Origin of the sequence: Arthrobacter phoenicis, from assembly GCF_047238215.1 — a bacterium.
Lineage (GTDB): Bacteria > Actinomycetota > Actinomycetes > Actinomycetales > Micrococcaceae > Arthrobacter.
Window position 1 is genome coordinate 2,935,477 of record NZ_JBDFMK010000001.1, and the last position, 22,539, is coordinate 2,958,015.

Here is a 22,539-nt window from a genome sequence, read left to right on the forward strand (position 1 = left end):
GGGGCCGACGATGGGGCGTGAATTTGTGTTGTGGGTGGGTCATCGGGTGAGGGTGGTTTTGGTGCCGGTGGTGGGGGACGAGTCGATGCGGCCGCCTTGGAAGTTTTGTGCGGTGTTTCCGTTCGTGGTGGGATATTGGCCGGTGGTGGGGTAGCCGAGGGGCCCGGTCTCCCAGCCTTGGGCGGCCCAGGCGTTGCGGATGGGGCCGTTGGGGCTTAGTTGCGCGCCGGTCGTGGAGGTCCAGTAGATCGCACCGTTTTGGTAGCCCTGGGACTGGGCGCCGTTGGCTGCGGTCCGGATGTCGGTGGTGGGGTAGCCGAGGGGGCCTGTTTCCCAGCCTTGGGCGGCCCAGGCGTCGCGGATCGGGCCGGCAGAGACCCGGGCGCCGGTCGTGGAGGTCCAGTAGATCGCACCGTTTTGGTAGCCCTGGGACTGGGCGCCGTTGGCTGCGGTCCGGATGTCGGTGGTGGGGTAGCCGAGGGGGCCTGTTTCCCAGCCTTGGGCGGCCCAGGCGTCGCGGATCGGGCCGGCAGAGACCCGGGCGCCGGTCGTGGAGGTCCAGTAGATCGCACCGTTTTGGTAGCCCTGGGACTGGGCGCCGTTGGCTGCGGTCCGGATGTCGGTGGTGGGGTAGCCGAGGGGGCCTGTTTCCCAGCCTTGGGCGGCCCAGGCGTCGCGGATCGGGCCGGCAGAGACCCGGGCGCCGGTCGTGGAGGTCCAGTAGATCGCACCGTTTTGGTAGCCCTGGGACTGGGCGCCGTTGGCTGCGGTCCGGATATTGGTGGTGGGGTAGCCGAGGGGGCCGGTCTCCCGGCCCTGGGCGGCCCAGGCGTCACGGATGACACCGGAGATGCTGTGCGCGCCGGTCGCGGCGGTCCAGTAGATCGCACCGTTCTGGTAGCTCTGGGACTGCCCGCCGTTGGCTGCGGTCACGTCGCTGGTGGGATAGCCCAGGGGGCCGGCTTCCCAGCCCTGGGCGGCCCAGGCGTCACGGATGACACCGGAGGAGACGTGCGCGCCGGTTGTGGAGGTCCAATAGATCGCACCGTTTTCATACCCTTGGGACTTGGCGCCGTTGGCTGCGGTCCGGATATCGGTGGTGGGGTAACCGAGGGGCCCGGTCTCCCAGCCCTGGGCGGCCCAGGCGTCTCGGATGACACCGGAGGTGCTGTGCGCGCCGGTCGCGGCGGTCCAGTAGATCGCACCGTTTTGGTAGCCCTGGGACTGCCCGCCGTTCGGGCCGGTCTTCACGTCGGTGGTGGGGTAGCCCAGAGGCCCGGTTTCCCAGCCCTGTGCGGCCCAGGCGTCACGGATCGGGCCGGAAGAGACCCGGGCGCCGGTCGCGGCGGTCCAGTAGATCGCACCGTTCTGGTAGCCCTGGGACTGGGCGCCGTTGGCTGCGGTCCGGATGTCGGTGGTGGGGTAGCCCAGGGGCCCGGTTTCCCAGCCCTGTGCGGCCCAGGCGTCACGGATCGGGCCGGAAGAGACCCGGGCGCCGGTCGCGGCGGTCCAGTAGATCGCACCGTTCTGGTAGCCCTGGGACTGGGCGCCGTTGGACGCGGTCCGGATGTCGGTGGTGGGGTAGCCCAGGGGCCCGGTTTCCCAGCCCTGAGCGGCCCAGGCGTCACGGATCGGGCCGGAAGAGACCCGGGCGCCGGTCGCGGCGGTCCAGTAGATCGCACCGTTTTCATACCCCTGGGACTGGGCGCCGTTGGACGAGGTCCGGATATCAGTGGTCGGGTAGCCGAGCTGCCCGTACTCCCAGCCCTGCGCGCCCCAGGCATCACGAATCACGCCCGAAGAAACATGAGCCCCGTTAGCGGCAGTCCAATAAATCGCACCGTTCTCAAACCCCTGCGAAACACCTCCCCGCAACCCGGTCTTCAAACCCGAAACCGACTTACCAAGCCCGGGAGAAACAGCCGCCACATCAGCAATCGCCTTAACGGCCACGGCCGCCGTCGACTCAATCGTCACACCCGCGGCGGTACCTGAGATCCAATTGACGGTCACCCGCGTCCCCGCGTGAGTCGTGAATACCTCTCCCGCTTGCCACGCGTGCCGCGTGCTGTAGTAACCGGCGAAGGGGTGGGAGTCTGGCATGAGGATGAGGGACCCGGCCCCGAGTTGCTGCACGATTTTCACTCCGCGATTGCCGTTGACGGCGGTCGCAGCGTCATAGCCGACAGGCAGCCGCAACTCCAGGTAGTAGACCTCCCCACTTACCGGATCCGTGAACTTCACAGCACGGCCATCGGCCGTGCCACTCCATGCGGTGAGGGTGTAGGCGGTGCTATTTCCGGCTTTGCCAAGGTCCCGGACTTCTCGGCCGGTTCCAAAGCCGCCGTACTCCCACAGTGTCGAGCTGATTGTGGGCTGGGAGGACTGGGAAACCCCCATGAGGTCCATGCTGTCGCCGTACTCCCTGATGCTGCAGGATGGGTCAGCAAAGGTACCGTCACTGTTTGTCGCCACATCCTGGGCGCCACTGCCGCACTGGAGGCTGTTGGCGTGCATCAGCCCGAGGACGTGACCGAACTCGTGCGTGAGCACACTTCGGGTAAGGGCGGCCGGTAGAGGCATGATGACCCGGCCGCTTGTTCCGTTGTAGCTCCAGCCTGCGCCGTATGCGCCGTCGGAAAGGGTGGGAGTCGATACGAATACCACGAGTGCCGTGTAGGGGTTAGGCACCCAACCCAGTTCGTTGGTAATCGTGTTCATCATGTCCGAGTACCGCTGCGTTGAGGAGGCACTGCGACTGTTGAATGTCTCGGTACTGGCAACGCTCATGCTGAGCCGGCCGTTCGACATGGTTGCCCAGTAGTTGCTGGTCGCCTGAACGGCGGAGACCGCAGAGTCCATGGAAATATTGGCTTTGACGTCGGTTAGCTGCACAGTGACCAGCCGGACTTTGATATTGCCTGTCCTGGCCAATGAGTATGACTCTGTACCAAGAGTCCGAGGCGACGCACCCTTAGCGCCTTCCAACGGCGGGGTTTGGAAGACGTGGACGCTGGTAGGTGCGCCGCCGGTCTGTTCAGGAACCGGAGGCTCCGGGGTGGGTCCCTGGACCGGGATGCTCGTGCCCGAACCGGTGGACGTGTCAGTAGCTGTCGCCGTTGCAGTGGGAGTTGCAACGGTCTGATTCGTAGGGGCGGATGAGGATCCGACGGACGGCGAACTAGTCGCCGTGGGAGAACTGATGGTCGTTGACGAATCCGTCGGTTCCGAGGCCAGCCCCGGTGCTGCCGCTCCGAATGTCAGCGATGACGCCGTGACCAGCAAAGCACCTGCGAGAGCGGCGGTAAACCGTTTGCGATTCATGTGTTCCTTCAGAGCACCCGAGGTCGTTGGCTGGGGCCGACGATGGGGCGTGAATTTGTGTTGTGGGTGGGTCATCGGGTGAGGGTGGTTTTGGTGCCGGTGGTGGGGGACGAGTCGATGCGGCCGCCTTGGAAGTTTTGTGCGGTGTTTCCGTTCGTGGTGGGATATTGGCCGGTGGTGGGGTAGCCGAGGGGCCCGGTCTCCCAGCCTTGGGCGGCCCAGGCGTTGCGGATGGGGCCGTTGGGGCTTAGTTGCGCGCCGGTCGTGGAGGTCCAGTAGATCGCACCGTTTTGGTAGCCCTGGGACTGGGCGCCGTTGGCTGCGGTCCGGATGTCGGTGGTGGGGTAGCCGAGGGGGCCTGTTTCCCAGCCTTGGGCGGCCCAGGCGTCGCGGATCGGGCCGGCAGAGACCCGGGCGCCGGTCGTGGAGGTCCAGTAGATCGCACCGTTTTGGTAGCCCTGGGACTGGGCGCCGTTGGCTGCGGTCCGGATGTCGGTGGTGGGGTAGCCGAGGGGGCCTGTTTCCCAGCCTTGGGCGGCCCAGGCGTCGCGGATCGGGCCGGCAGAGACCCGGGCGCCGGTCGTGGAGGTCCAGTAGATCGCACCGTTTTGGTAGCCCTGGGACTGGGCGCCGTTGGCTGCGGTCCGGATGTCGGTGGTGGGGTAGCCGAGGGGGCCTGTTTCCCAGCCTTGGGCGGCCCAGGCGTCGCGGATCGGGCCGGCAGAGACCCGGGCGCCGGTCGTGGAGGTCCAGTAGATCGCACCGTTTTGGTAGCCCTGGGACTGGGCGCCGTTGGCTGCGGTCCGGATATTGGTGGTGGGGTAGCCGAGGGGGCCGGTCTCCCGGCCCTGGGCGGCCCAGGCGTCACGGATGACACCGGAGATGCTGTGCGCGCCGGTCGCGGCGGTCCAGTAGATCGCACCGTTCTGGTAGCTCTGGGACTGCCCGCCGTTGGCTGCGGTCACGTCGCTGGTGGGATAGCCCAGGGGGCCGGCTTCCCAGCCCTGGGCGGCCCAGGCGTCACGGATGACACCGGAGGAGACGTGCGCGCCGGTTGTGGAGGTCCAATAGATCGCACCGTTTTCATACCCTTGGGACTTGGCGCCGTTGGCTGCGGTCCGGATATCGGTGGTGGGGTAACCGAGGGGCCCGGTCTCCCAGCCCTGGGCGGCCCAGGCGTCTCGGATGACACCGGAGGTGCTGTGCGCGCCGGTCGCGGCGGTCCAGTAGATCGCACCGTTTTGGTAGCCCTGGGACTGCCCGCCGTTCGGGCCGGTCTTCACGTCGGTGGTGGGGTAGCCCAGAGGCCCGGTTTCCCAGCCCTGTGCGGCCCAGGCGTCACGGATCGGGCCGGAAGAGACCCGGGCGCCGGTCGCGGCGGTCCAGTAGATCGCACCGTTCTGGTAGCCCTGGGACTGGGCGCCGTTGGCTGCGGTCCGGATGTCGGTGGTGGGGTAGCCCAGGGGCCCGGTTTCCCAGCCCTGTGCGGCCCAGGCGTCACGGATCGGGCCGGAAGAGACCCGGGCGCCGGTCGCGGCGGTCCAGTAGATCGCACCGTTCTGGTAGCCCTGGGACTGGGCGCCGTTGGACGCGGTCCGGATGTCGGTGGTGGGGTAGCCCAGGGGCCCGGTTTCCCAGCCCTGAGCGGCCCAGGCGTCACGGATCGGGCCGGAAGAGACCCGGGCGCCGGTCGCGGCGGTCCAGTAGATCGCACCGTTTTCATACCCCTGGGACTGGGCGCCGTTGGACGAGGTCCGGATATCAGTGGTCGGGTAGCCGAGCTGCCCGTACTCCCAGCCCTGCGCGCCCCAGGCATCACGAATCACGCCCGAAGAAACATGAGCCCCGTTAGCGGCAGTCCAATAAATCGCACCGTTCTCAAACCCCTGCGAAACACCTCCCCGCAACCCGGTCTTCAAACCCGAAACCGACTTACCAAGCCCGGGAGAAACAGCCGCCACATCAGCAATCGCCTTGCTTGCTCCGTAAGGAATTCCCGCATTAGCGAAAGCGACTAGATCTGTGTAGCTGCCGTTCCATACGTTTGAGTCACCGGTAAGCGGACCTGTGCTGCTGTACTGCCAGATGCTGTAGTTGGCCCAACTGCCGGACGGCAGAGGCCCCGCATTGTTCGTGAAGGCGCCCGGGTAGGAGGCAACCCACAGCGGGTAGTCGCCGAAGCCGCCGGGGTTTCCAAGGCATTGGTTCCACCAGGATGTGTTGGTGTAGATAACGGGCAATCTCCCCGTCAGCGAGGACATGGTGCTGCCGAAATCTCTGACCCATGAAGAGAGTTGACTGGGTGACATGCCATAACAGGTGTCACCAAAGTAGAACCCGTTGATGGTTTTGTTCTCGTAGGGATTGAACTCAATATCGAGAACAGGCGGAAGGGTGTAGCTATCGGCGCTCCATCCCCCTCCATTCTGAACGAAGTAGCGGGCCTGGTCGGCACCAGAAGACCAGTTCGGAATGGCGAAATGGTAAGCGCCTCGGATCATGCCTACATTGCGCGCACCTTGATACTGCGATCCAAAAAGACTGTTGGTGAAGTAATTTCCTTCGCTCGCTTTGACATAAGCAAAGCGAGCACCCATGTTCCATTGCTGCTGCCAGTCCACGCTGTTCTGATAGCCGCTGACGTCCAGACCCTGAACGCCAAACGTTGGGCTCCAAGTACCCTCAGTGCTCAGCGACTGGGTGGTGAGGGATTTGGCGCCGGTGGGGGTTGAAGCCACTCGCTTGGAACCCTGACCCATTTCTGCACCAGCGGGGCCGACCGCCGCTGCCATTGCAGCCCGGCCAGAAGCCGAGGAAGGATCCAACACGACCGACGGAGTCGGAGAGGGGGAAACCGCTGGCGACGATGTCGCTGTTGCGGAGGGAGATGCCGAGGCAGCGACGGTCGACGTCGGCGCCACCGTGGACCCAGGGGTTGGCGAAGGAGCGGGGGCCGCCGTCGTCGTGACCGACGGGCTGGGGGTGGGGTCTACCGCAGATGCCGGTGCGGCCTGACAGGCCGTTGCCATGAGGGCGGCAGCCAGCAGCCCGGCTCCAACCCGGCCGAGAAAGTAATTGGTTGGGGGAAGTGGGGACTGCTGCATGTGCCGCTCCGGTACAACGACACGTTCGAGCCGTGTCATGGTGATCTCTGCCCCCTGGGCCAAGCGACCGAGCGCTAACCGGGGGACGAGAATGTCTGACTTATCGCGCTCACCCTATCCCGGCAAAACAGCGCCACCAGAGTTTCGCCTGATACCTGTGTGAAAATTGTTATAAATCTGCGGGGATTTTTCCACAACCGGGAGAAAATTGGTTGTTCTTATGACCGCCCCACCCTAGCTTTAACCCCAGTTGCACTGCCCCAGGGGAAGGGGCAGCGGTCATGTTGGGGGCACCATGGAAGCTGTGCGCATCGTCGAGGACGAGGTCCGGGAACTGATCCGGCGTCGCGGGCTTGACCCGCTGCGGCAGACCGTCGAAGTACGACGCTTGGTCGACGAGGCCGTCCTTGACTATGACGAGCGAGCCCTCCTTGCCCCGTTGCCACCGATCGGCCCGCTGGACACGGCCCGTCGCTTTGTCTTCGACGCCGTCGCCGGGTTCGGCCCACTCCAGCCTCTTCTGGATGACCCGGCAATCGAGGAAATCTGGCTCAACGCTCCGAACGAGATTTTCGTGGCCCGCAACGGCGAGTCGGAGCTGACGTCCGCGGCCCTGACCGAGCAACAGGTCCACGATCTGGTCGAGCGCATGCTCAAAAGCTCTGGCCGCCGTCTCGACCTCTCGTCCCCCTTCGTCGATGCATCCCTCCCGGACGGTTCCAGGCTCCACGTCGTCATCCCGGACGTGACCCGGCGACACTGGGCCATCAACATCCGAAAGTTTGTCGTAAAGGCCAGCAGGCTGGAGCACCTCGTTGAGCTGAGCACCCTGACGCCGCAGGCTGCCCGGTTCCTTGGAGCGGCCGTCGCGAGCGGGCTGAACATCCTCGTCTCTGGAGCCACGCAGGCAGGCAAGACAACCATGCTGAACTGTCTCGCGGCCAGCATCGGCACCCGGGAGCGCGTGGTCACGGTGGAGGAGATCTTCGAACTGAAGTTCCCTCTCCGCGACGTCGTCGGGCTCCAATGCCGGCAACCGAACCTCGAAGGCGAGGGCGAAATCCCACTCCGCCGACTGGTCAAGGAGGCGCTCCGGATGCGCCCGGACCGCCTAGTGGTCGGCGAGGTTCGGGAGGCTGAAAGCCTTGACATGCTCATCGCTTTGAATTCGGGCTTGCCCGGGATGTGCACCGTGCATGCAAACAACAATAAAAACCAGTTGAACTTTGTGGTTTGAGCTGCGGGAGGTTTCATCACGCATAGGATTGGCCCATGCCAGTTGCCATATACGCTCGCATCAGTTCCGACCGCAATGAAACCGGGGCAACTGACCGTCAGATAGACCTGTGCCACGATCTCTTGGCCACGCGCCCGGACCTCACCCTTTACTCCAACATGAGTGCGGATAAGTCGCTCGGTGGATACAGGGGAGGCTTTGCCGACGACGGCATCTCCGCGGCCAGCGGTAAGCACCGCCCAGCGTGGGCTGAGGTGGAGAAGCTCGTGCTGGCGGGGAAGATCGACGGCGTGGTCGCGTACGCTCCCGACCGTATCCACCGGCGCACGCTGGAGATGATCACTTTCATCGCTCGGGTCAGCAACGCGAAGCGGGGTCTCACCCTGTACTTCGTCAACGGCACAGATCAGGACTTTTCAAGTCCGAATGGTCGCCTCGTTGCGTCGCTGCTTTCGGTCTTTGCCGGTCACGAGGTCGAGATGCTCACTCAGCGAGTCGTGGACGAAAAGAAGGAAGCTGCCGAAGACGGTCGATGGAACGGCGGACGAGCGCCCCTTGGCTATATGGCTGTCCGACCCAAGAAGTCCATTCCAGATGGTAACGGCGGAATGATCCAGATCGATGATGAGAACGCAAAGAAGGTTCTCGTCCAAAATCCGGTGGTAGCAGGACCCCTCCGTGACGCCATCAACGAGTATCTTCGCGGCAAGAGCCTGATCACCTGCCTTGAAGAATTCAGAGCGGCCACCGGCCTCGCCACCGAATACACCAGCTTCAAAGGGTCGCTCTGTAGCCCCAGCATCGCCGGTCAGCGCATGCATTTCCCGCAGGCTAAGAGGGCAGGACGAAGCGTGCATAAGCTGTACACGACGCCGCGCTTACTAGAGGAAGAGGCCATGTTCTATCCGGCGAAATGGGAACCCATCATCAGTATCGCGACTTGGAAGCAACTCCGCGACCAGCTAGTCAACAACTCCGATAAGTTGCGAGGCAAGAAGCCGGTTATTTCCCTTCTCGCCGGTATGGTATTTTGTGCTGCCTGCGGGGCCACCATGGGAAATGACGGCACCAGCTACCGGGTCAAAGGCGACCCTGAATCCGGGATCAAGCACTACCCGACCTATAGGTGCAATGGGAGCAATCACGGCTGCGGGAAGATGCGGATCGGAGCGAGTCTGCTGGACCCATTCATAACGGTAGAGTTCAGGAAGGTGCTTGAACGCTCCCTTGCTCAACAGCGTTTTGCGTGTGATTGTTCGTTCTGATTGGCGGTTAATTCGCAGCTCAGAATGGCGGTTCTGAGGGACCGTTTGTCGCCTTTGGGTGCTTCGGTCCCGGTTTCGTTTACCGGGTCATCGGCTGTTTTGGTCCGGTTCAATTCGGAGTGGTTTTGTTGGTCTGGGGAGTGGCGGCGATGGTGACCAGGTCGCGGGCCGGTCCTGCGGGGGGTGTGGCGCCTGAGGCCCAGATCGCGGTCAGGGGTCGGTGGAGTGTGATTCCGGACAGGGGTACGGCGACCAGCCGGTGCAGGAGGAGGTCATCGCGTACGGCCAGGGTAGAGAGGACACCGGGGCCTATTCCGGCTGCTATGGCTGTCCGAACCGCTGCGGTGGTGGATAGCTCCACTGCCGGCGCGGGCATCGGTTCTGCCGCCGCAGCGTTGAGAAGGTGTTCGAGTGCTTCGCGTGTGCCGCTGCCGGGCTCCCGTGTCACCAGTGGTGTGCGGGTTAATTCGGCGGGGCTGACCTTGCTGCGGCGCCGGGCCCATGGGTGGTCCGGGGCGGTGACGAGGACCATGTTGTCGTATTGCACGGTTTGCGTCGCAAGATCGTGGGGAAGGTTGGGACTTTCAATGAAACCCAACACGGCCGCCCCCGAACGGACCATGGCAGCCGCTTCGGTGCTGTTCGTCACGCTCAGTCTTACCCGGGCCGGGGTCGAGCCAAGGGCCTGCTGCTGACGGCGCAACCTCACCAGCCACTGTGGGAGCAGATGTTCGGCGATGGTCTGGCTGGCCGCCACGTGCAGCTGCCGGGCGCTTTCCGAGCGGATGGAAGCGATCCCGGTGTCCAGGCGTTCGGCCGCGGCCAGGACCTCGGCGGCCCAGCCGGCTACCAGCACGCCGGTATCCGTCAGGTTTGACCCGCGCGGGGATCGCGTCAGCAGTGCGGATCCGATTTGTGTCTCCAGGGCCCTCATCCGTGAGGACACACCCTGCTGGGACAATCCGAGCAGGGCAGCGGCGGCCGACAGGCTTCCCAGCTCCTGGACGGTGACCAGCATCTCCAACGCCGACAATTCCGGCATTCGCGGACTCAGAATGGCAGGTCCTTCCTCTTTCATTAACACCCCACATACAAGCGGGGCTTGTGACCCTACAAGTGTATGCCCCCTACTGACGGGACTGCGGGAACGCGAGGATGGGAACCATGCACACACCCACCGGAGCAGAAACCGGCACAGGAGCCGTACCCAACCTTCATCGCGCGTCGGGGCGGTTCCACCGCCTGCGTTCGGGGACCGCGGCCAGGGTCCCGGGACTGGCCCTGGCTGTGGTGATCGCTGTAGTTGCGACCGTGATCGGCCGTTTCGTTCCGCTGGTGGGCGGCCCGGTCAGCGCCATCGTCATCGGTGTGGCACTGGCCACGCTCATCAAACCCGGAGACCGGCTGCGGCCAGGCATCAACACAGCAGGCAAGTTCATTCTGCAGCTCTCCGTCGTCGTCCTCGGTTCCCAGCTGTCTCTAGCCCAGATCGCCCAAGTCGGTCTGGAATCCCTGCCCGTCATGCTCGGCACCCTGGTCGTCTGCCTGACCGCGGCCTACCTGCTGGGCCGCTGGCTGGGGATCGTTGGGGACCTGCGTACCCTCATCGGTGTCGGCACCGGAATCTGCGGTGCCTCAGCCATTGCAGCGGTCACCCCGGTGATCGGCGCCGTCAGTGTTGACGTTGCCTACGCGATCTCCACGATCTTCCTGTTCAACATCGCCGCCGTCCTGACCTTCCCCCTGATCGGGCACCTGCTGGGCATGAGCCAGCACGCCTTCGGACTCTTTGCCGGCACCGCCGTGAACGACATGTCCTCCGTCGTCGCCACCGCCGCGACCTACGGCAGCACCGCCACCAACTTCGCCGTCGTCGTCAAACTCGTCCGCACCCTGATGATCATCCCCATCTGCCTCGGACTCGCCGCCTGGGCCGGGCACCGCCTCAAAACCGGGAACCGGCTTCCCGCCAGCGGGGTTGCCGAAACAGGACCGGCTCCCCGGGCCCGGGTGAATGTGTTCCGCCTCGTGCCGTGGTTCCTGATCGGATTCCTCCTCATCGCCGCCATCAACACCCTCGGCCTGATCCCCGACGCCGCCCACCCCGGGCTGAGCACACTCTCGGTCTTCCTGATCACTGTCGCCCTCTCGGCCATCGGCCTGTCCACGGATCTGGGCGGATTCCGCCGCGCCGGAATGAAGCCCCTTTTCCTGGGCGCGTTGCTGTGGATCATCGTCACCCTGACCAGCCTCGGACTCCAATACGCCACCGGACTGAACTAATCACCCCACCTGAGCCACCCTTCACCCAGGAGAGACCATGTTTTCCCGCATCCTCGTCGCCATCGACACCACACCCCACAGCGAAGCAATCCTGGAGCAGGCACGCGATCTCGCCGTCGCGACCGGTGCTTCCGTTGAAATCATCCATTTCATCGGCCACGACTGGATCGAAGGCCAGGACCTGACCATGGAGGACAAGTCCAGGTCCCAGGAGCAGGTCAACCACGCCCTGCTGAGCCTGACCGAAGCCGGGATCACCGCCGGGGCGGACCTGGTGGGCGCCGATGCCCGGAGCATCGGCAAGCAAATACTGCAACGGGCTCGCACTGGCCCGGACCAGCTCATCATCCTCGGATCCCGCCACCACCACGCCTGGATGGCCTTCCTTGGCACCAGCATCAGCGACCAGATCGCGCACCAATCCCCCTGCCCCGTGCTCCTCGTACCACAGAACCCGGCACCGGGGACAACCCCTTCCACGAATACTGCAACCGGCGGGTGGAATGAGTAACGCTCCGCTAGTGCCACATATGACCGTATCTGCTACAAACGAGCCAACTCATTGAAGAGATTCAATGACCCCTCGATTTTTGTAGCGAAACCCAGTGCCGAATTCTATGTGCCGGTTATTCTGCTGGCTGACGGGTATTGGTACATTTGAGCGCATGGGACATCTGTTGGGCTACGCCCGGGTATCGACCGGAGACCAGGACGCAGCCCTGCAGCAGGACGCGTTGAAGGCGGCCGGCTGCTACCGGATCTTCACCGACACGGCTTCCGGGTCTCTGGAGTCCCGGCCGGAACTGACCAAGGTTCTGGATCAACTCCGTCCCGGGGACACACTGGTTGTGTGGCGGCTGGACAGGCTCGGCCGGTCCATCCGGCATCTGATTGACCAGCTGGCCGATCTCCAGGAGCGTGGCATCGGGTTCCGGTCTCTGCAGGAGGCCATTGACACCACATCCTCGGGCGGACGTCTCGTCTTCCATGTGTTCGCGGCGCTGGCGGAGTTCGAACGGGATCTGATCCGTGAGCGGACCAACGCAGGCCTTCAGGCTGCGCGGGCGCGCGGGCGCGTTGGTGGCCGGCCCCCGTTACTGACCAAGGACAAGCTCCGGACCGCCCGCCGGATGTATGAGCAGAAGGACATGACGGTCGAGAAGATCGGTGAGGTCCTCGGCGTCAGCCGCACCACCGTGTATCGGGCACTCCGGCGCGAACCGGGCCCTGCGGCGCCGCGGCGGCGTTCAACAGCCACACAGAAAACAGTCCGGTGACGGCCGGAGGCAGCAGTACCCCGACGGGGGATGCTGCCTCCACGCCTGACCAGACAGCGTTGGTGCGCTGGCAAATCCTGCGCCGGCATATCGAAGACGGTGTGCCGCTGACGACCCTCGCCGCGCACGAAGGCATCGGACTGCGGACACTGCAGCGCTGGCACGCGGGCCACAAACGCGACGGCATCGCCGGACTGGCGACAACCAACCGCGGGACCACCCAACGCAGGAGCACCCCCGAGCTGGTCGCACTCGTCGAAGGCTTGGCCCTGGTGAAACCGCCCCTGCCCATAGCCACCATCGCCCGCAAGGCCAACCGCGTCGCCTCCGACCACAACTGGCGGCCCCTCTCCTACAGCACGGTCCGCTCCATCACCACGGGCCTCGACCCCGGCATGAGAACACTCGCCCAACAGGGGACGGCCGCCTACCGGGACACCTACGAACTGGTCTGGCGGCACCGGGCCGAGCACCCCAACGCCACCTGGCAGGCCGACCACACCGAACTGGACATCCTCGTCCTGGACGCAAACCTGAAACCCGGGCGCCCGTGGCTCACCACGATCATGGACGACTACTCCCGCGCGATCTGCGGCTACATGCTCTTCCTTGGAGCACCGTCCGCCCTGAACACCGCACTGGCACTGCGGCAGGGGATTTGGCCCAAAGCCGGCACGGGGTGGCCTATGTGCGGACTGCCCGACGTCCTCTACGTCGACCACGGGTCAGACTTCACCAGCCACCAGCTGGCTCAGACGGCGAAGGACCTCCACTTCGAAATCACCTACTCAACGGTCGCAAGACCCCAAGGGCGGGGCAAGATCGAACGGTTCTACGGCAGCATTAATACGCAGCTGTTGACCGAACTGCCCGGACACCTTACCCGCGGCCGCCGGCACCCGGCTCCGGTACTGACCCTCAAAGAGCTGGACACGGCCATCGGCCGCTTCATCACGGAGGACTACCACCAGCGCGAGCACCCCGAGATCAAGGCCACACCGCATGATACCTGGGTAGGTGATGGCTGGCTGCCCCGGCTCCCGGCAACCATGGACGAACTCAACCTGCTCCTGTTGACCGTTGCCAAACCTAGGATCGTCCACCGCGACGGCGTGCACTTCCAGGGACTCAGATACGTTTCGCCCCTGCTGGCCGCCTACGTCCGCGAACCCGTCATTGTCCGCTACGACCCGCGGGACATCACCGAGATCCGCGTCTTCCACAAGAACCAGTTCATCTGCAAAGCCGTGGACCCCGACCATGAAACCTCCACCATCACCCTCAAAGACATCCAGACCGCACGATCGGCGCGCCGCCGGGAACTGCGCGGACAAATCAACCAGCGCATCGCCGTCGTAGCCCGGCACCTGCCGGACCTGGCATCAGCGAAACCGGCTTCCGCCCCGGCCCCTTCCGGTCAACCCAAGAAACGCCCGAAACTACGCACCTACCTAGAGGACGACCGATGACACCACAACGCTTCATTGCCACCAAAGAGCACCGCCGGTTCGCCGAGTTCGCCGACGCGGTGCGTCGGCAGCACACCATCGGCATCTGCTACGGCCAGGCCGGCATCGGAAAGACGCTCTCCGCCAGGCGCTACGCCAACTGGCACAAGGCCGAGAATCTTATAGAGCAGTGGGGTCCCCGGGACGACTCCGACTACCAGATCTACGCGGCCCTGGCCCGGGCACGCACCGTCTTCTACACCCCTGCCGTGCTCACCTCACCCAAACAGATCCACGCCGACCTCGAACACATCGGCACCCGCGTATCGATCTGCGTGGACCAGCACCTCGAAAAAATCGGCAAGAAAACAGGACCGCACACCCGCATCGGTAAGCATGTGGAGCTGCTCATCATTGACGAATCCGAGCGCCTCAACGCCACTGCCCTGGAACTGCTGCGAGACCGCTACGACCGGGACAACATAGCCCTGATTCTCATCGGCATGCCCGGGATTGAGAAATGGTTCAGCCGCTACGCACAGCTCTACAGCAGGGTCGGCTTCGCCCACGAATACCGCCCCCTCGCCCAGGACGAACTGAATTTCGTCCTCGAGCGCCGATGGCACAAACTCGGCCAAACCCTGGACCCGGAAGATTTCACCGATGCCCAGGCCATCGCCGCCGTCGCCCGGATCACCCGAGGCAACTTCCGCCTCATCGACCGGCTCTTCACCCAGGTCGAACGGATTATGAAAATCAACGAACTCAGCACAATAACCGACGACGTCATTGAAGCCGCACGCTCAACCCTCGTCATCGGAATCAGCTAAAGCCGCCAAACCGAGCTGTGAAAAAACCGCCAATCCGAACTAACAGTCACAGTTTTGCGCCCGCCCAACAGGGCGTGCAGAGGATGCTCGAAATCGAGAACGAGTTGGCCGCGCTGGCTAGCGAGCTAGTTGTTGACTACGGAAGATTGGATCGGGGAATCATCACCGAAGCCACATATGTCACCGTAAAGGATGAGAAGGAGCACCGTCGCCGGAAGCTTGAGGATGAACAGTCTTCGTTGAGGCTCGCGAATGCCACTCACAATCAGCTACTCAACGGCGTAGAACTCTTCGATCAGATGGACACCAGCCAGCGCCGCCATCTTATGTCCAGCCTCATTAAACGGATCGAGATACGCAAGGTGCCTGCCCGTGGTGGGAGGAGAAATATCCTCAACGAACGACGGATCACCGTCCAATGGGAAGTAGGCGGGAAATCATTCATGACCTACGGAGCAATGCAGGGAAGCACGCCAGTTCTCACTGGTAGGCAGCCAGCAGACTGGTAATGGGTCCAGTGGATGCTACGGCTCCCTGATGACCCGGTAGATCGTTGATTCGGAAACGACCAACTCGTCAGCGATTTCCTTGATCGTGTATTCGCGGCTGGCATACATCGTCTTTGCCATCTTGACCTTGGAGGGGGAGAGCTTCGGCTTCCGACCACCAACCCGTCCACGTGCCCTAGCCGCATCGACGCCTGCCTTGACACGGGTACGGATGGTCTCTCTTTCCCATTCCGCAACACTGGCTAGGAGATTGAGCTGGAAGCGGCCCATCTCCGTCCGAGTATCCAGACCTTCCTTGATGGAGACCAGACCCACGCCTTTCCCTTGCAGTACTTTCACCAGCTCCAGCAGGTTGAGCAGTGAACGCCCCATACGGTCGATCTTCCAGACGACCACCGTATCTCCGCTGCGCAAGTGCTTCAGCATCGCTGTGAGCTGAGGGCGTTCCGCTTTCGCGCCGCTCATCGTGTCGCTGTAAATGTCCTCGCAGCCGTACTTCTCAAGCGCATCGCGCTGTAAGGACGCGTCCTGATCCGCCGTCGATATGCGGGCGTAGCCCAAGACCTGCCCCGTTGCCTCAACCGTTGTCGTCATGGTTGCCACTCTGCCACAGAAAAAGAGCAATTGACAGTGTGGTTTGTGACAGTATGATAATGACAGGCTAATTGACAGTAAAAAGGCCTACCGGTCCCGTAGGAAGTGGTTGGGACCGGAAGGCTCTCAAAACCTATAGTTTTTGACAGTGACTAGAGAGTGCCATCGAGCAGGACAGCAGCAGCGCCAGACTCCCTTGCGGCCTTCAACAGCTCTTTCCGCTCTAACTCAGCGTTCATCCTCGCCATGAGTTCGTTGCCGTACCAGCCTCCGGCAACATTCCACTTGCCTAGGAGTTCTACGAACTCATCGGGGATTTCGCCCTTGTCGAATCGCACTGCTAGTTCCCGCCATGAGTCAAGAACGACCCATACCCAGCCACCGTCATGTTTTTTATTAGGCGTGAACCGCCCGTGAAGTCGAATCCTCATATTTGCCGGGACACTGACTACGCGCACCAGTTCCAGATGGTAACGACGATATTCCGGATTACGTGCCGCTTCGTCAGACTTGAAGTACCGGTGATTATCTGCCTCTGTGACAATGACAAAATGCAACGAAGTATCAGCGAGGTTCAGGGAGCCAACAATGTCCACCTCTGCTGAGCAGCCACAGCCCCTTCGAACGACTTGTCACCATGACAGGGAGTTAATCTCGTTTTCAACATGAGGACAGCCTATGGAGCCATCGAATGAACTCCTACTCAGGGAGACATACCCTGCGTAGCCACCGCCCAGCTTCATCATGGGGCAACAGGCTGAGCCAGACCTCGTGCCATTCCTTTGCCCGGTGCGATGGTGAAGTACAGCTCCTGAAGCTCGCGCTCAACAACCGGCGCTTGCTCTGTGACCAACCAATGAACGTAAAGGGCGTCATAGCTCTTCGGGACTTCCGCGCCCTTCCGGATGCTGACAAGGTTGATGGTCGCTTCTCGTCGTCGTATCCCCTCGAAAGTAATGCGCCAAATCATTCCGCAGCTCGAAGGTCAGCTTCAATAGAACCACGAATGCGTACGCGTCGATCAGATCGTGATCATCGAGGATGCGCTTCAGTGTGGCTCCCGCTGCGGATGGCTAGTGCACGGTCTTCTCCGGGCGACAGAGGCGATCAGGTCATGGGGACTGAGCGCAGTATGTGTCGCGCGGCGCTTCGCCTGACGATGGGCAACGCGGGGAAGCCCCTGAGCGTTCGCGTATTGTGAAGTCAAATTCATCCAATTCGAAGGGCGCAAGATGGCAGGCATCGATTTTGCAAAGCTCGGCGGCCCCTCGGCCTCGGATAGAGAACTGCACCCACGCGCGATTTTTGCCGCACTACCAAGTAAGAGTGGGCGTCTTGAGTACCTGCGCGATGTTCAACGCGAAGTCTTTGATCGTTGGTTTGAGAAACGGACAAAACCCGACCTCGTTGTGAAGATGAACACTGGAAACGGCAAGACCGTTGTGGGCCTTCTGATGCTGAAGAGTTCGCTTAATGAGGGGGTTCGTCCAGCAGCCTATTTAACTCCCGACACGTACCTCGCGGATCAAGTTGTTGCGACAGCGGCTGACTTGGGAATTGTGGTGTCTCGCGATCCACGAGACTCAGCGGTTCTCCACGGTGAAGCGGTTCTGGTAACAACGGTTCACACCCTCTTCAATGGCCGGAGCAAGTTTGGGGTTGGCAATGAAGGACGCAAGATCAAGCTTGGAGCAGTCCTGATCGATGACGCGCATGCCTGCCTAACCGCTGTCGAGCAACAATTCGAACTGACGATTCCGTCCGCTAACCCGGTTTATGGGAGGATTCTCGCGTTGACTGAGGCAAGTCTTCGTCGGCAATATCCCGCTGGGTTGCTTGATCTCAAGGCCGGAGACAACACGGCGGCGCTACAGGTCGCTCCATGGGATTGGTTTGACCTTGGGACTCGGGTGACGGAGGAACTTCACGCTCGCAGAGGGGACCCGGAGATGGAATGGGCGTGGCCGCTGATAAAAAACGTGATACCTCTGTGCCGCTGCGTGTTCACGGCAACGGAAGTTCAAATCAAGCCGCCGTTGCCTCCGGTGGATGAAGTGCCCAGCTTTACACAGGCACAGCGCCGTATCTATCTGACGGCAACTCTCGCTGATGACAGTGTGCTTGTCACGCACTTTGGAGCTGACGAACAGTCGGTCCGACAACCAATAACCCCCAGCTCGGCGGATGACATCGGTGAGCGGATGATTCTGATTCCGCAGGAAGTGCGACCGGATTGGACAGAGCATGCCCTCAAGGAGTACCTGTCGGACCTAGCAGGACGAACAAACGTTGTGGTTATAGTTCCATCGGCAGCCCGTGCAAAATGGTGGGGTGACGTCGCAACGGCGACTCTTTCGGCGGCCAATCTGGAAGACGGTGTGGCCGATCTGAAGGCCAACAAGTCTGGGTTCACCGTCCTTGTAGCCAAATACGATGGGGTTGATCTTCCTGAGGACGCGTGTCGGGTTCTTGTCATAGATGGCTTGCCGGAAGCGTATTCCGGCATGGATCGACTGGAATCGGCAGCTCTAGATGATACATGGGCGATGACCGGAAGACAGTTGCAGCGCATTGAGCAAGGCATGGGCAGGGGTATCAGATCCCGAGATGATCATGCAGTGATTATTCTGCTTGGGGACAAACTGGTACGTCGGCTGCACGACGTTGAAGCTCCAAACCATTTCAGTCCAGCGACCCGTGCTCAGTTGGCGCTTTCGAGAGAGATCGCGAGTCAACTGCGCGGCGGTGCGGTCGAAGATTTTAAGGCGGTTGTCGATCAGTGCCTGAGTCGTGATATCGGCTGGGTAACGGCTAGCCGGAACGCTTTGGTGGGTGTCAAGTATGGTGAGGGCAACGTTTCAGATACCGCGCGACCAGAGCGACGGGCTTTCGATCTGGCAGCTCAGCAACGCTATCAAGAGGCCGCCGACGCTCAGCAGCAGGCCATAAACGCAGTCAGAGACGACGCACGTGTGCGGGGATGGATGCGGCAACAAAAAGCTGCATATTTGCACCCGATTAACCCGGTTGCCGCTCAGAAGTTGCAGGTCCAAGCGCTTGACGACAACAGGGCGCTTCTGAAGCCGGAACAAGGGATCGCCTACATTCCGTTGAAGGGCAAAGCGGCGGAACAAGCCTCGACCGCCGCTGCCTTCCTCTCCGGTAAGTACAAGTCTCCAGATGATCTGCTGATCGGCGTCAACTCGGTTTTGGCCGATCTTATTTTCGACGCCTCTCCGGCTACCGTCGAGCCATTTGAACAGGCGCTGGCCGACTTGGGCGAACACTTGGGACTCGCCAGCCAGAGGCCGGAAAAGGACTTCAAGAAGGGCCCCGACGTTCTTTGGCATCTTGGAGGTTCCGAATACGCCGTTATCGAGATCAAAAACAACGTTGTCACCGAATTCATACGGAAGCATGACGTCGGGCAGCTATCCACTTCCATGAGCTGGTTTAACAGCGAGTATCCGCAGCCTTTGAGTGCGGTGCCGGTGATGTTCCATATAACGAACAAGCCGAACCGCGATGCCTTCCCGCCACACGGAACGCGGGTAGTGACGACCAAAGGCCTTGAACGGATGAAGTCGGCGGTACGGGCATGGGCAGCCGCGCTGGCATCCGACGGCACCTTCCATAATCCCGACCAAGTCGGACTTCAATTGATGCACCATCAGCTTCAGGGCCCCAAGGCTCTCATGAATTTTGCGATCAGCACTGTCGCCGTGACGAACTGATTCAGGGGAACGATGCCGCAACGAACAGTGTGATGAGCAAGTCGCGCGTCAGGAGGACCTCCAATCCGCGCAGCAGATTCAGCCCATGACCCACCGCGAACGGTCCGAAACTGACGAGGACGCCGCCAACAAAAGGGCGGCATGATTCCCGGAGCGGTTCAGTCCGCAGCGCTAGTGACTTGAGAAGCCGTGTTCTTTCCGATGCTTTCGCATCGCGCGTGTCGGGTGGTTCGTTGTCCACGGAACACCATAGCGACGGTAGTACCACTTTTGAGGCGGGTCGATGAAGAAATATATGACAGTCCACATCCGGGAACGGAGCGTTGGGCGAATCTTGTCATGTGTGCCAAGGTCCTTCCTAATGGCTGCTTCAAGAGCGTGATACTCCTCCGATCTCCGTCGGGTCCAGTGCGCGAATTTCTCCTCGTCCACAACGTTTTCTTCGGTCCCTGCGATCTGCAAGACAGCTAGGTATTGCTGTGAGGCGCTCCTCACGGAATGGGGCGCAACGATGAACAGCTTCGAGTTGGTCAGGTCCTTGATGTCATCCAGCGTCGTTGTCAATTGCTCCCCGGTAGCGTGGTAGTGGTCGAGGGCGTTGCTGGAAGCATGGACCTGCCGAATCAGGGATGTGTAGACCTCCAGCCGCCGGTTCCGAAGCCACTGCTTGTGCTCGGTCTGCTTGCTGATCATCAAACCAATAAATCCAGCAACAGCAGTGACGACCGCTCCCACCAGAACACCAACGAGATTATCCATATGCCAAAAGTACAGACATATCTAGATTGATCCCCACGCAGCCCCCAACCAAGGGTCAGCATCCGACGCTAATGTCTGGAGGGTTGAGTCGGGCGCTCTCGAAGAGTTGCCGATGCACGGTACGGTACGGTGGGCAAACTATTTGAACGGTGGACAGCGTGCAGCCTACATCGGGCGGGCGGCCTGCGCCGTATCAGCATGTCTGCGGAGCGAAAAGACCAGACCGCTGTACCTAATCCTCATGGCATTGCCTTGGATTCGGTGTCAGGTTGGAACATGGACGCCACGGCACGGCTTGGGACCCTTGGGCGGCGCTCCACTGTTGTATGCTCCGCCCGTAAGGCTCACAACAACTTTGCGGAACGGATGACTGAGCAAGCCCGCGTTCGGGAGTTGCTACACACTGCACTGGACAACTTCGACCGACCGGCGACAACTGTCGCTGCGCTCGTGCGCCAAGCGGCGCGCATCGCGTCCCTGCGACACGACTACGTCAACCAGCACCTGATGCAGTTGGAACTGCTCGACCACATGACTAAGCCTGCGAAAGTGCTGGCTCCCATCGTAGAAAAGCTAAATCAATCCGGACCTGTCGTAGCCTCGTAAACGGAAGGCGTGCCCAGCGCAGGTGTTGTCTAAACACGATCACACCAAGCCATGTTGGCGGCGACGGCAGCTACGATGCTGCTTCAGCACCTCGGGCGCCATCCATGCCTTTGTGCCAACGCCGACTTTTCTGACTCCCGTCTGTATTCCTCCAGCAGCTCCTGCCGAGTTCGGAATGTTGTTGATGGACCGTCATTCCTCTTCAGCCTTTAGCAACATCTCGTGTTCGATGATCCGATACACGGCTCGGTGAGCAGCAGTCCCCCCTGAGAGCTCGATCCTCTGCTTCGGAGGAAAATATGTCTCCAGCGGAGAAGGTCCCCCGAAGGAGACAAACGCATCGATTCCGAATTTGAACTGGTGGCAAGTTGCATCCACGACCCATCCATCCGCCGAGACTAGCCAGTCGTGGTTCGACATCTCCCCGGCACTCCCATTGACGATATGCCAATCTCCAAGGCCACGGTCCTGAAGTAAGTTCCCGAATGCGAAGGACGCAACCGTGCAGCAGCCGTTCGGGAAGAAATTCATGATTCCCATTGGCGATTGCCAGTTCACCCGATGCACCGCGTCGATGAAGTCCTCCAGCAGCTTCGATAGTTCCTCGTGCTTATCCACGGCACACACCCATCTTTCTTGGAGCTTCCGCAATCGTAAAGGCGCCATCGTGGGTCGAGGTCTTTGGCCATGAAGAACTAGCGTGTTTCCCTGCCTGACATCGACGCGGCAGACTTCGAATCCCCGCCAACACGGGAGGGCCGGGCTTTCTGCGCGCCGCGGAGGTTATGCAGACGCCCTGAACATTGATCTGGTGGTCACGGTTGACCGCAAGTCGTAGCCAAGCCGCTCTAGCGGTGTCGCCGTCCGCCGAACCGGAAGGACAGGCCGGGCAGGAGCCGAATAGTGACCCGGCCACGGCTGCTAAGGCTCACTGGCCCGAGTTTCTCGGAGACGGAAGCCCCGGACTTGGAGATATTGACGTGGCCCGTCTTGCCGAGACGGACACGCTCCGAAAGGTGAAGCCCACTGTGATCAGTCCTTTCCTTGGTAGCTGAATCATGCTCGCCCAATGTCCATCCCGCTACCCTCCGGAGAGTTTTGTCACTAGTCCGTGATGCCAAGATCCTTGCGCATGGCCTTGCGAAGGGTCTGGTGTGCCTTGTCAAAATTTTTGCGTGCCTGTTCGCGAGTGAGACCATCCGTGGCGCTCTCCTCATACGCGAATGCGCCGACGACGGCAGTACTGAAGGCCATGAGATGCTTGTCAAGGCGCTTTGGTGCGAAGAAATCTATGTCTTCTGACAACAGAATTTTGGCGTGGACATCCATATCTTCTTTCAGCATTTGCCACCTTTCCGGAGCCTCGCTCAAAAACTGGGCGAGAGAGTGACCCGACTTCAAGAACTCGTGATAGGCCTTACGTTTTTCGTTCCGAAGCCATTGGCTGTGTTCGGTCCTGCGCCCTAGGTGTGCTCCAAGCCAGCTTCCGCCAAGTGCGAATGCACCGGTTGCTACAGGGAGGAGCAACCACCACCATTGGCCTTGCTTGATCAGTTCATCCATGCCCAA

The 22,539-nt window shown here is 61.6% G+C and carries 17 protein-coding genes and 1 pseudogene; 10 read left to right on the forward strand and 8 right to left on the reverse strand.

Annotated features, from left to right (window positions below; all coding sequences use genetic code 11):
* Positions 1 to 39: 39 nt before the first annotated feature.
* Together ABC337_RS13770 and ABC337_RS13775 are read right to left on the reverse strand one after the other, a co-directional pair.
* Positions 40 to 3,399, reverse strand: a complete 3,360-nt coding sequence (locus tag ABC337_RS13770; protein WP_412893239.1) for a M43 family zinc metalloprotease — start codon at positions 3,397 to 3,399, stop codon at positions 40 to 42.
* The gene (locus ABC337_RS13775) at positions 3,396 to 6,428 is read right to left on the reverse strand and encodes a GH25 family lysozyme (protein WP_412884920.1); all 3,033 of its coding nucleotides are present in this window, start codon (positions 6,426 to 6,428) and stop codon (positions 3,396 to 3,398) included. The genes ABC337_RS13770 and ABC337_RS13775 overlap by 4 nt, the downstream gene beginning before the upstream one ends.
* Before the next feature lie 295 nt (positions 6,429 to 6,723).
* Here ABC337_RS13775 and ABC337_RS13780 point away from each other — a divergent pair.
* Together ABC337_RS13780 and ABC337_RS13785 are read left to right on the forward strand one after the other, a co-directional pair.
* Positions 6,724 to 7,635 (forward strand): annotated as a pseudogene (locus ABC337_RS13780) (TadA family conjugal transfer-associated ATPase); the annotation flags it as partial.
* Between the two features lie 65 nt (positions 7,636 to 7,700).
* The gene (locus ABC337_RS13785; RefSeq protein WP_412883487.1) at positions 7,701 to 8,930 is read left to right on the forward strand and encodes a recombinase family protein; all 1,230 of its coding nucleotides are present in this window, start codon (positions 7,701 to 7,703) and stop codon (positions 8,928 to 8,930) included.
* Positions 8,931 to 9,039: 109 nt separating this feature from the next.
* Here ABC337_RS13785 and ABC337_RS13790 read toward each other — a convergent pair whose 3' ends face one another.
* Positions 9,040 to 9,972, reverse strand: coding sequence for a LysR substrate-binding domain-containing protein (locus ABC337_RS13790; RefSeq protein WP_412893240.1), 933 nt, complete (start codon positions 9,970 to 9,972; stop codon positions 9,040 to 9,042).
* A gap of 122 nt (positions 9,973 to 10,094) precedes the next feature.
* Between ABC337_RS13790 and ABC337_RS13795 the strand changes: the two genes are divergently transcribed.
* The 6 genes from ABC337_RS13795 to ABC337_RS13820 all read left to right on the forward strand — a co-directional run bounded on the left by ABC337_RS13795 (position 10,095) and on the right by ABC337_RS13820 (position 15,277).
* A complete protein-coding gene (locus ABC337_RS13795; RefSeq protein WP_412883485.1) occupies positions 10,095 to 11,213 on the forward strand; it encodes a YeiH family protein in 1,119 nt (372 codons plus the stop codon).
* Between the two features lie 37 nt (positions 11,214 to 11,250).
* Positions 11,251 to 11,724, forward strand: coding sequence for a universal stress protein (locus tag ABC337_RS13800; RefSeq protein WP_412883484.1), 474 nt, complete (start codon positions 11,251 to 11,253; stop codon positions 11,722 to 11,724).
* 154 nt (positions 11,725 to 11,878) lie between these two features.
* Positions 11,879 to 12,490: a recombinase family protein gene (locus tag ABC337_RS13805; RefSeq protein ID WP_412884919.1), complete on the forward strand. Its 612-nt coding sequence runs from the start codon at positions 11,879 to 11,881 to the stop codon at positions 12,488 to 12,490.
* 62 nt (positions 12,491 to 12,552) lie between these two features.
* On the forward strand, positions 12,553 to 13,959 hold the full coding sequence (locus ABC337_RS13810) for a Mu transposase C-terminal domain-containing protein (RefSeq protein ID WP_412883483.1): 1,407 nt from the start codon (positions 12,553 to 12,555) through the stop codon (positions 13,957 to 13,959).
* Positions 13,956 to 14,768 (forward strand): AAA family ATPase, encoded by an 813-nt coding sequence (locus ABC337_RS13815; protein WP_412883482.1) that lies wholly within the window; start codon positions 13,956 to 13,958, stop codon positions 14,766 to 14,768. Before ABC337_RS13810 ends, ABC337_RS13815 begins: the two co-directional genes overlap by 4 nt.
* Positions 14,769 to 14,851: 83 nt before the next feature.
* Positions 14,852 to 15,277, forward strand: coding sequence for a hypothetical protein (locus tag ABC337_RS13820; RefSeq protein WP_412883481.1), 426 nt, complete (start codon positions 14,852 to 14,854; stop codon positions 15,275 to 15,277).
* A 15-nt stretch (positions 15,278 to 15,292) separates the two neighbouring features.
* Here ABC337_RS13820 and ABC337_RS13825 read toward each other — a convergent pair whose 3' ends face one another.
* On the reverse strand, positions 15,293 to 15,871 hold the full coding sequence (locus tag ABC337_RS13825; protein ID WP_412883480.1) for a recombinase family protein: 579 nt from the start codon (positions 15,869 to 15,871) through the stop codon (positions 15,293 to 15,295).
* A gap of 152 nt (positions 15,872 to 16,023) precedes the next feature.
* The gene (locus tag ABC337_RS13830) at positions 16,024 to 16,467 is read right to left on the reverse strand and encodes a PH domain-containing protein (RefSeq protein WP_412883479.1); all 444 of its coding nucleotides are present in this window, start codon (positions 16,465 to 16,467) and stop codon (positions 16,024 to 16,026) included.
* Positions 16,468 to 17,103: 636 nt separating this feature from the next.
* Here ABC337_RS13830 and ABC337_RS13835 point away from each other — a divergent pair.
* Positions 17,104 to 19,605, forward strand: coding sequence for a helicase C-terminal domain-containing protein (locus tag ABC337_RS13835; RefSeq protein ID WP_412883478.1), 2,502 nt, complete (start codon positions 17,104 to 17,106; stop codon positions 19,603 to 19,605).
* Positions 19,606 to 19,776: 171 nt separating this feature from the next.
* Here ABC337_RS13835 and ABC337_RS13840 read toward each other — a convergent pair whose 3' ends face one another.
* Positions 19,777 to 20,364, reverse strand: a complete 588-nt coding sequence (locus ABC337_RS13840; protein ID WP_412883477.1) for a hypothetical protein — start codon at positions 20,362 to 20,364, stop codon at positions 19,777 to 19,779.
* A gap of 366 nt (positions 20,365 to 20,730) precedes the next feature.
* On the opposite strand from ABC337_RS13840, the gene ABC337_RS13845 reads away from it, so the two are divergent.
* Positions 20,731 to 20,970, forward strand: coding sequence for a hypothetical protein (locus tag ABC337_RS13845; protein WP_412883476.1), 240 nt, complete (start codon positions 20,731 to 20,733; stop codon positions 20,968 to 20,970).
* Positions 20,971 to 21,162: 192 nt separating this feature from the next.
* Here the strand turns inward: ABC337_RS13845 and ABC337_RS13850 are convergent, their stop codons facing one another.
* Together ABC337_RS13850 and ABC337_RS13855 are read right to left on the reverse strand one after the other, a co-directional pair.
* The gene (locus ABC337_RS13850; protein ID WP_412883475.1) at positions 21,163 to 21,588 is read right to left on the reverse strand and encodes a hypothetical protein; all 426 of its coding nucleotides are present in this window, start codon (positions 21,586 to 21,588) and stop codon (positions 21,163 to 21,165) included.
* A gap of 486 nt (positions 21,589 to 22,074) precedes the next feature.
* The gene (locus ABC337_RS13855; RefSeq protein ID WP_412883474.1) at positions 22,075 to 22,533 is read right to left on the reverse strand and encodes a hypothetical protein; all 459 of its coding nucleotides are present in this window, start codon (positions 22,531 to 22,533) and stop codon (positions 22,075 to 22,077) included.
* Positions 22,534 to 22,539: the final 6 nt, after the last annotated feature.

What these genes read in the sequence shown, in the direction of transcription:
- ABC337_RS13770 (WP_412893239.1), bottom strand. Translation starts at nt 3,399, where the DNA reads ATGACCCACCCACAACACAAATTCACGCCCCATCGTCGGCCCCAGCCA.
- ABC337_RS13775 (WP_412884920.1), bottom strand. Translation starts at nt 6,428, where the DNA reads ATGCAGCAGTCCCCACTTCCCCCAACCAATTACTTTCTCGGCCGGGTT.
- ABC337_RS13785 (WP_412883487.1), top strand. Translation starts at nt 7,701, where the DNA reads ATGCCAGTTGCCATATACGCTCGCATCAGTTCCGACCGCAATGAAACC.
- ABC337_RS13790 (WP_412893240.1), bottom strand. Translation starts at nt 9,972, where the DNA reads ATGCCGGAATTGTCGGCGTTGGAGATGCTGGTCACCGTCCAGGAGCTG.
- ABC337_RS13795 (WP_412883485.1), top strand. Translation starts at nt 10,095, where the DNA reads ATGCACACACCCACCGGAGCAGAAACCGGCACAGGAGCCGTACCCAAC.
- ABC337_RS13800 (WP_412883484.1), top strand. Translation starts at nt 11,251, where the DNA reads ATGTTTTCCCGCATCCTCGTCGCCATCGACACCACACCCCACAGCGAA.
- ABC337_RS13805 (WP_412884919.1), top strand. Translation starts at nt 11,879, where the DNA reads ATGGGACATCTGTTGGGCTACGCCCGGGTATCGACCGGAGACCAGGAC.
- ABC337_RS13815 (WP_412883482.1), top strand. Translation starts at nt 13,956, where the DNA reads ATGACACCACAACGCTTCATTGCCACCAAAGAGCACCGCCGGTTCGCC.
- ABC337_RS13820 (WP_412883481.1), top strand. Translation starts at nt 14,852, where the DNA reads ATGCTCGAAATCGAGAACGAGTTGGCCGCGCTGGCTAGCGAGCTAGTT.
- ABC337_RS13825 (WP_412883480.1), bottom strand. Translation starts at nt 15,871, where the DNA reads ATGACGACAACGGTTGAGGCAACGGGGCAGGTCTTGGGCTACGCCCGC.
- ABC337_RS13835 (WP_412883478.1), top strand. Translation starts at nt 17,104, where the DNA reads ATGGCAGGCATCGATTTTGCAAAGCTCGGCGGCCCCTCGGCCTCGGAT.
- ABC337_RS13840 (WP_412883477.1), bottom strand. Translation starts at nt 20,364, where the DNA reads ATGGATAATCTCGTTGGTGTTCTGGTGGGAGCGGTCGTCACTGCTGTT.
- ABC337_RS13845 (WP_412883476.1), top strand. Translation starts at nt 20,731, where the DNA reads ATGACTGAGCAAGCCCGCGTTCGGGAGTTGCTACACACTGCACTGGAC.
- ABC337_RS13855 (WP_412883474.1), bottom strand. Translation starts at nt 22,533, where the DNA reads ATGGATGAACTGATCAAGCAAGGCCAATGGTGGTGGTTGCTCCTCCCT.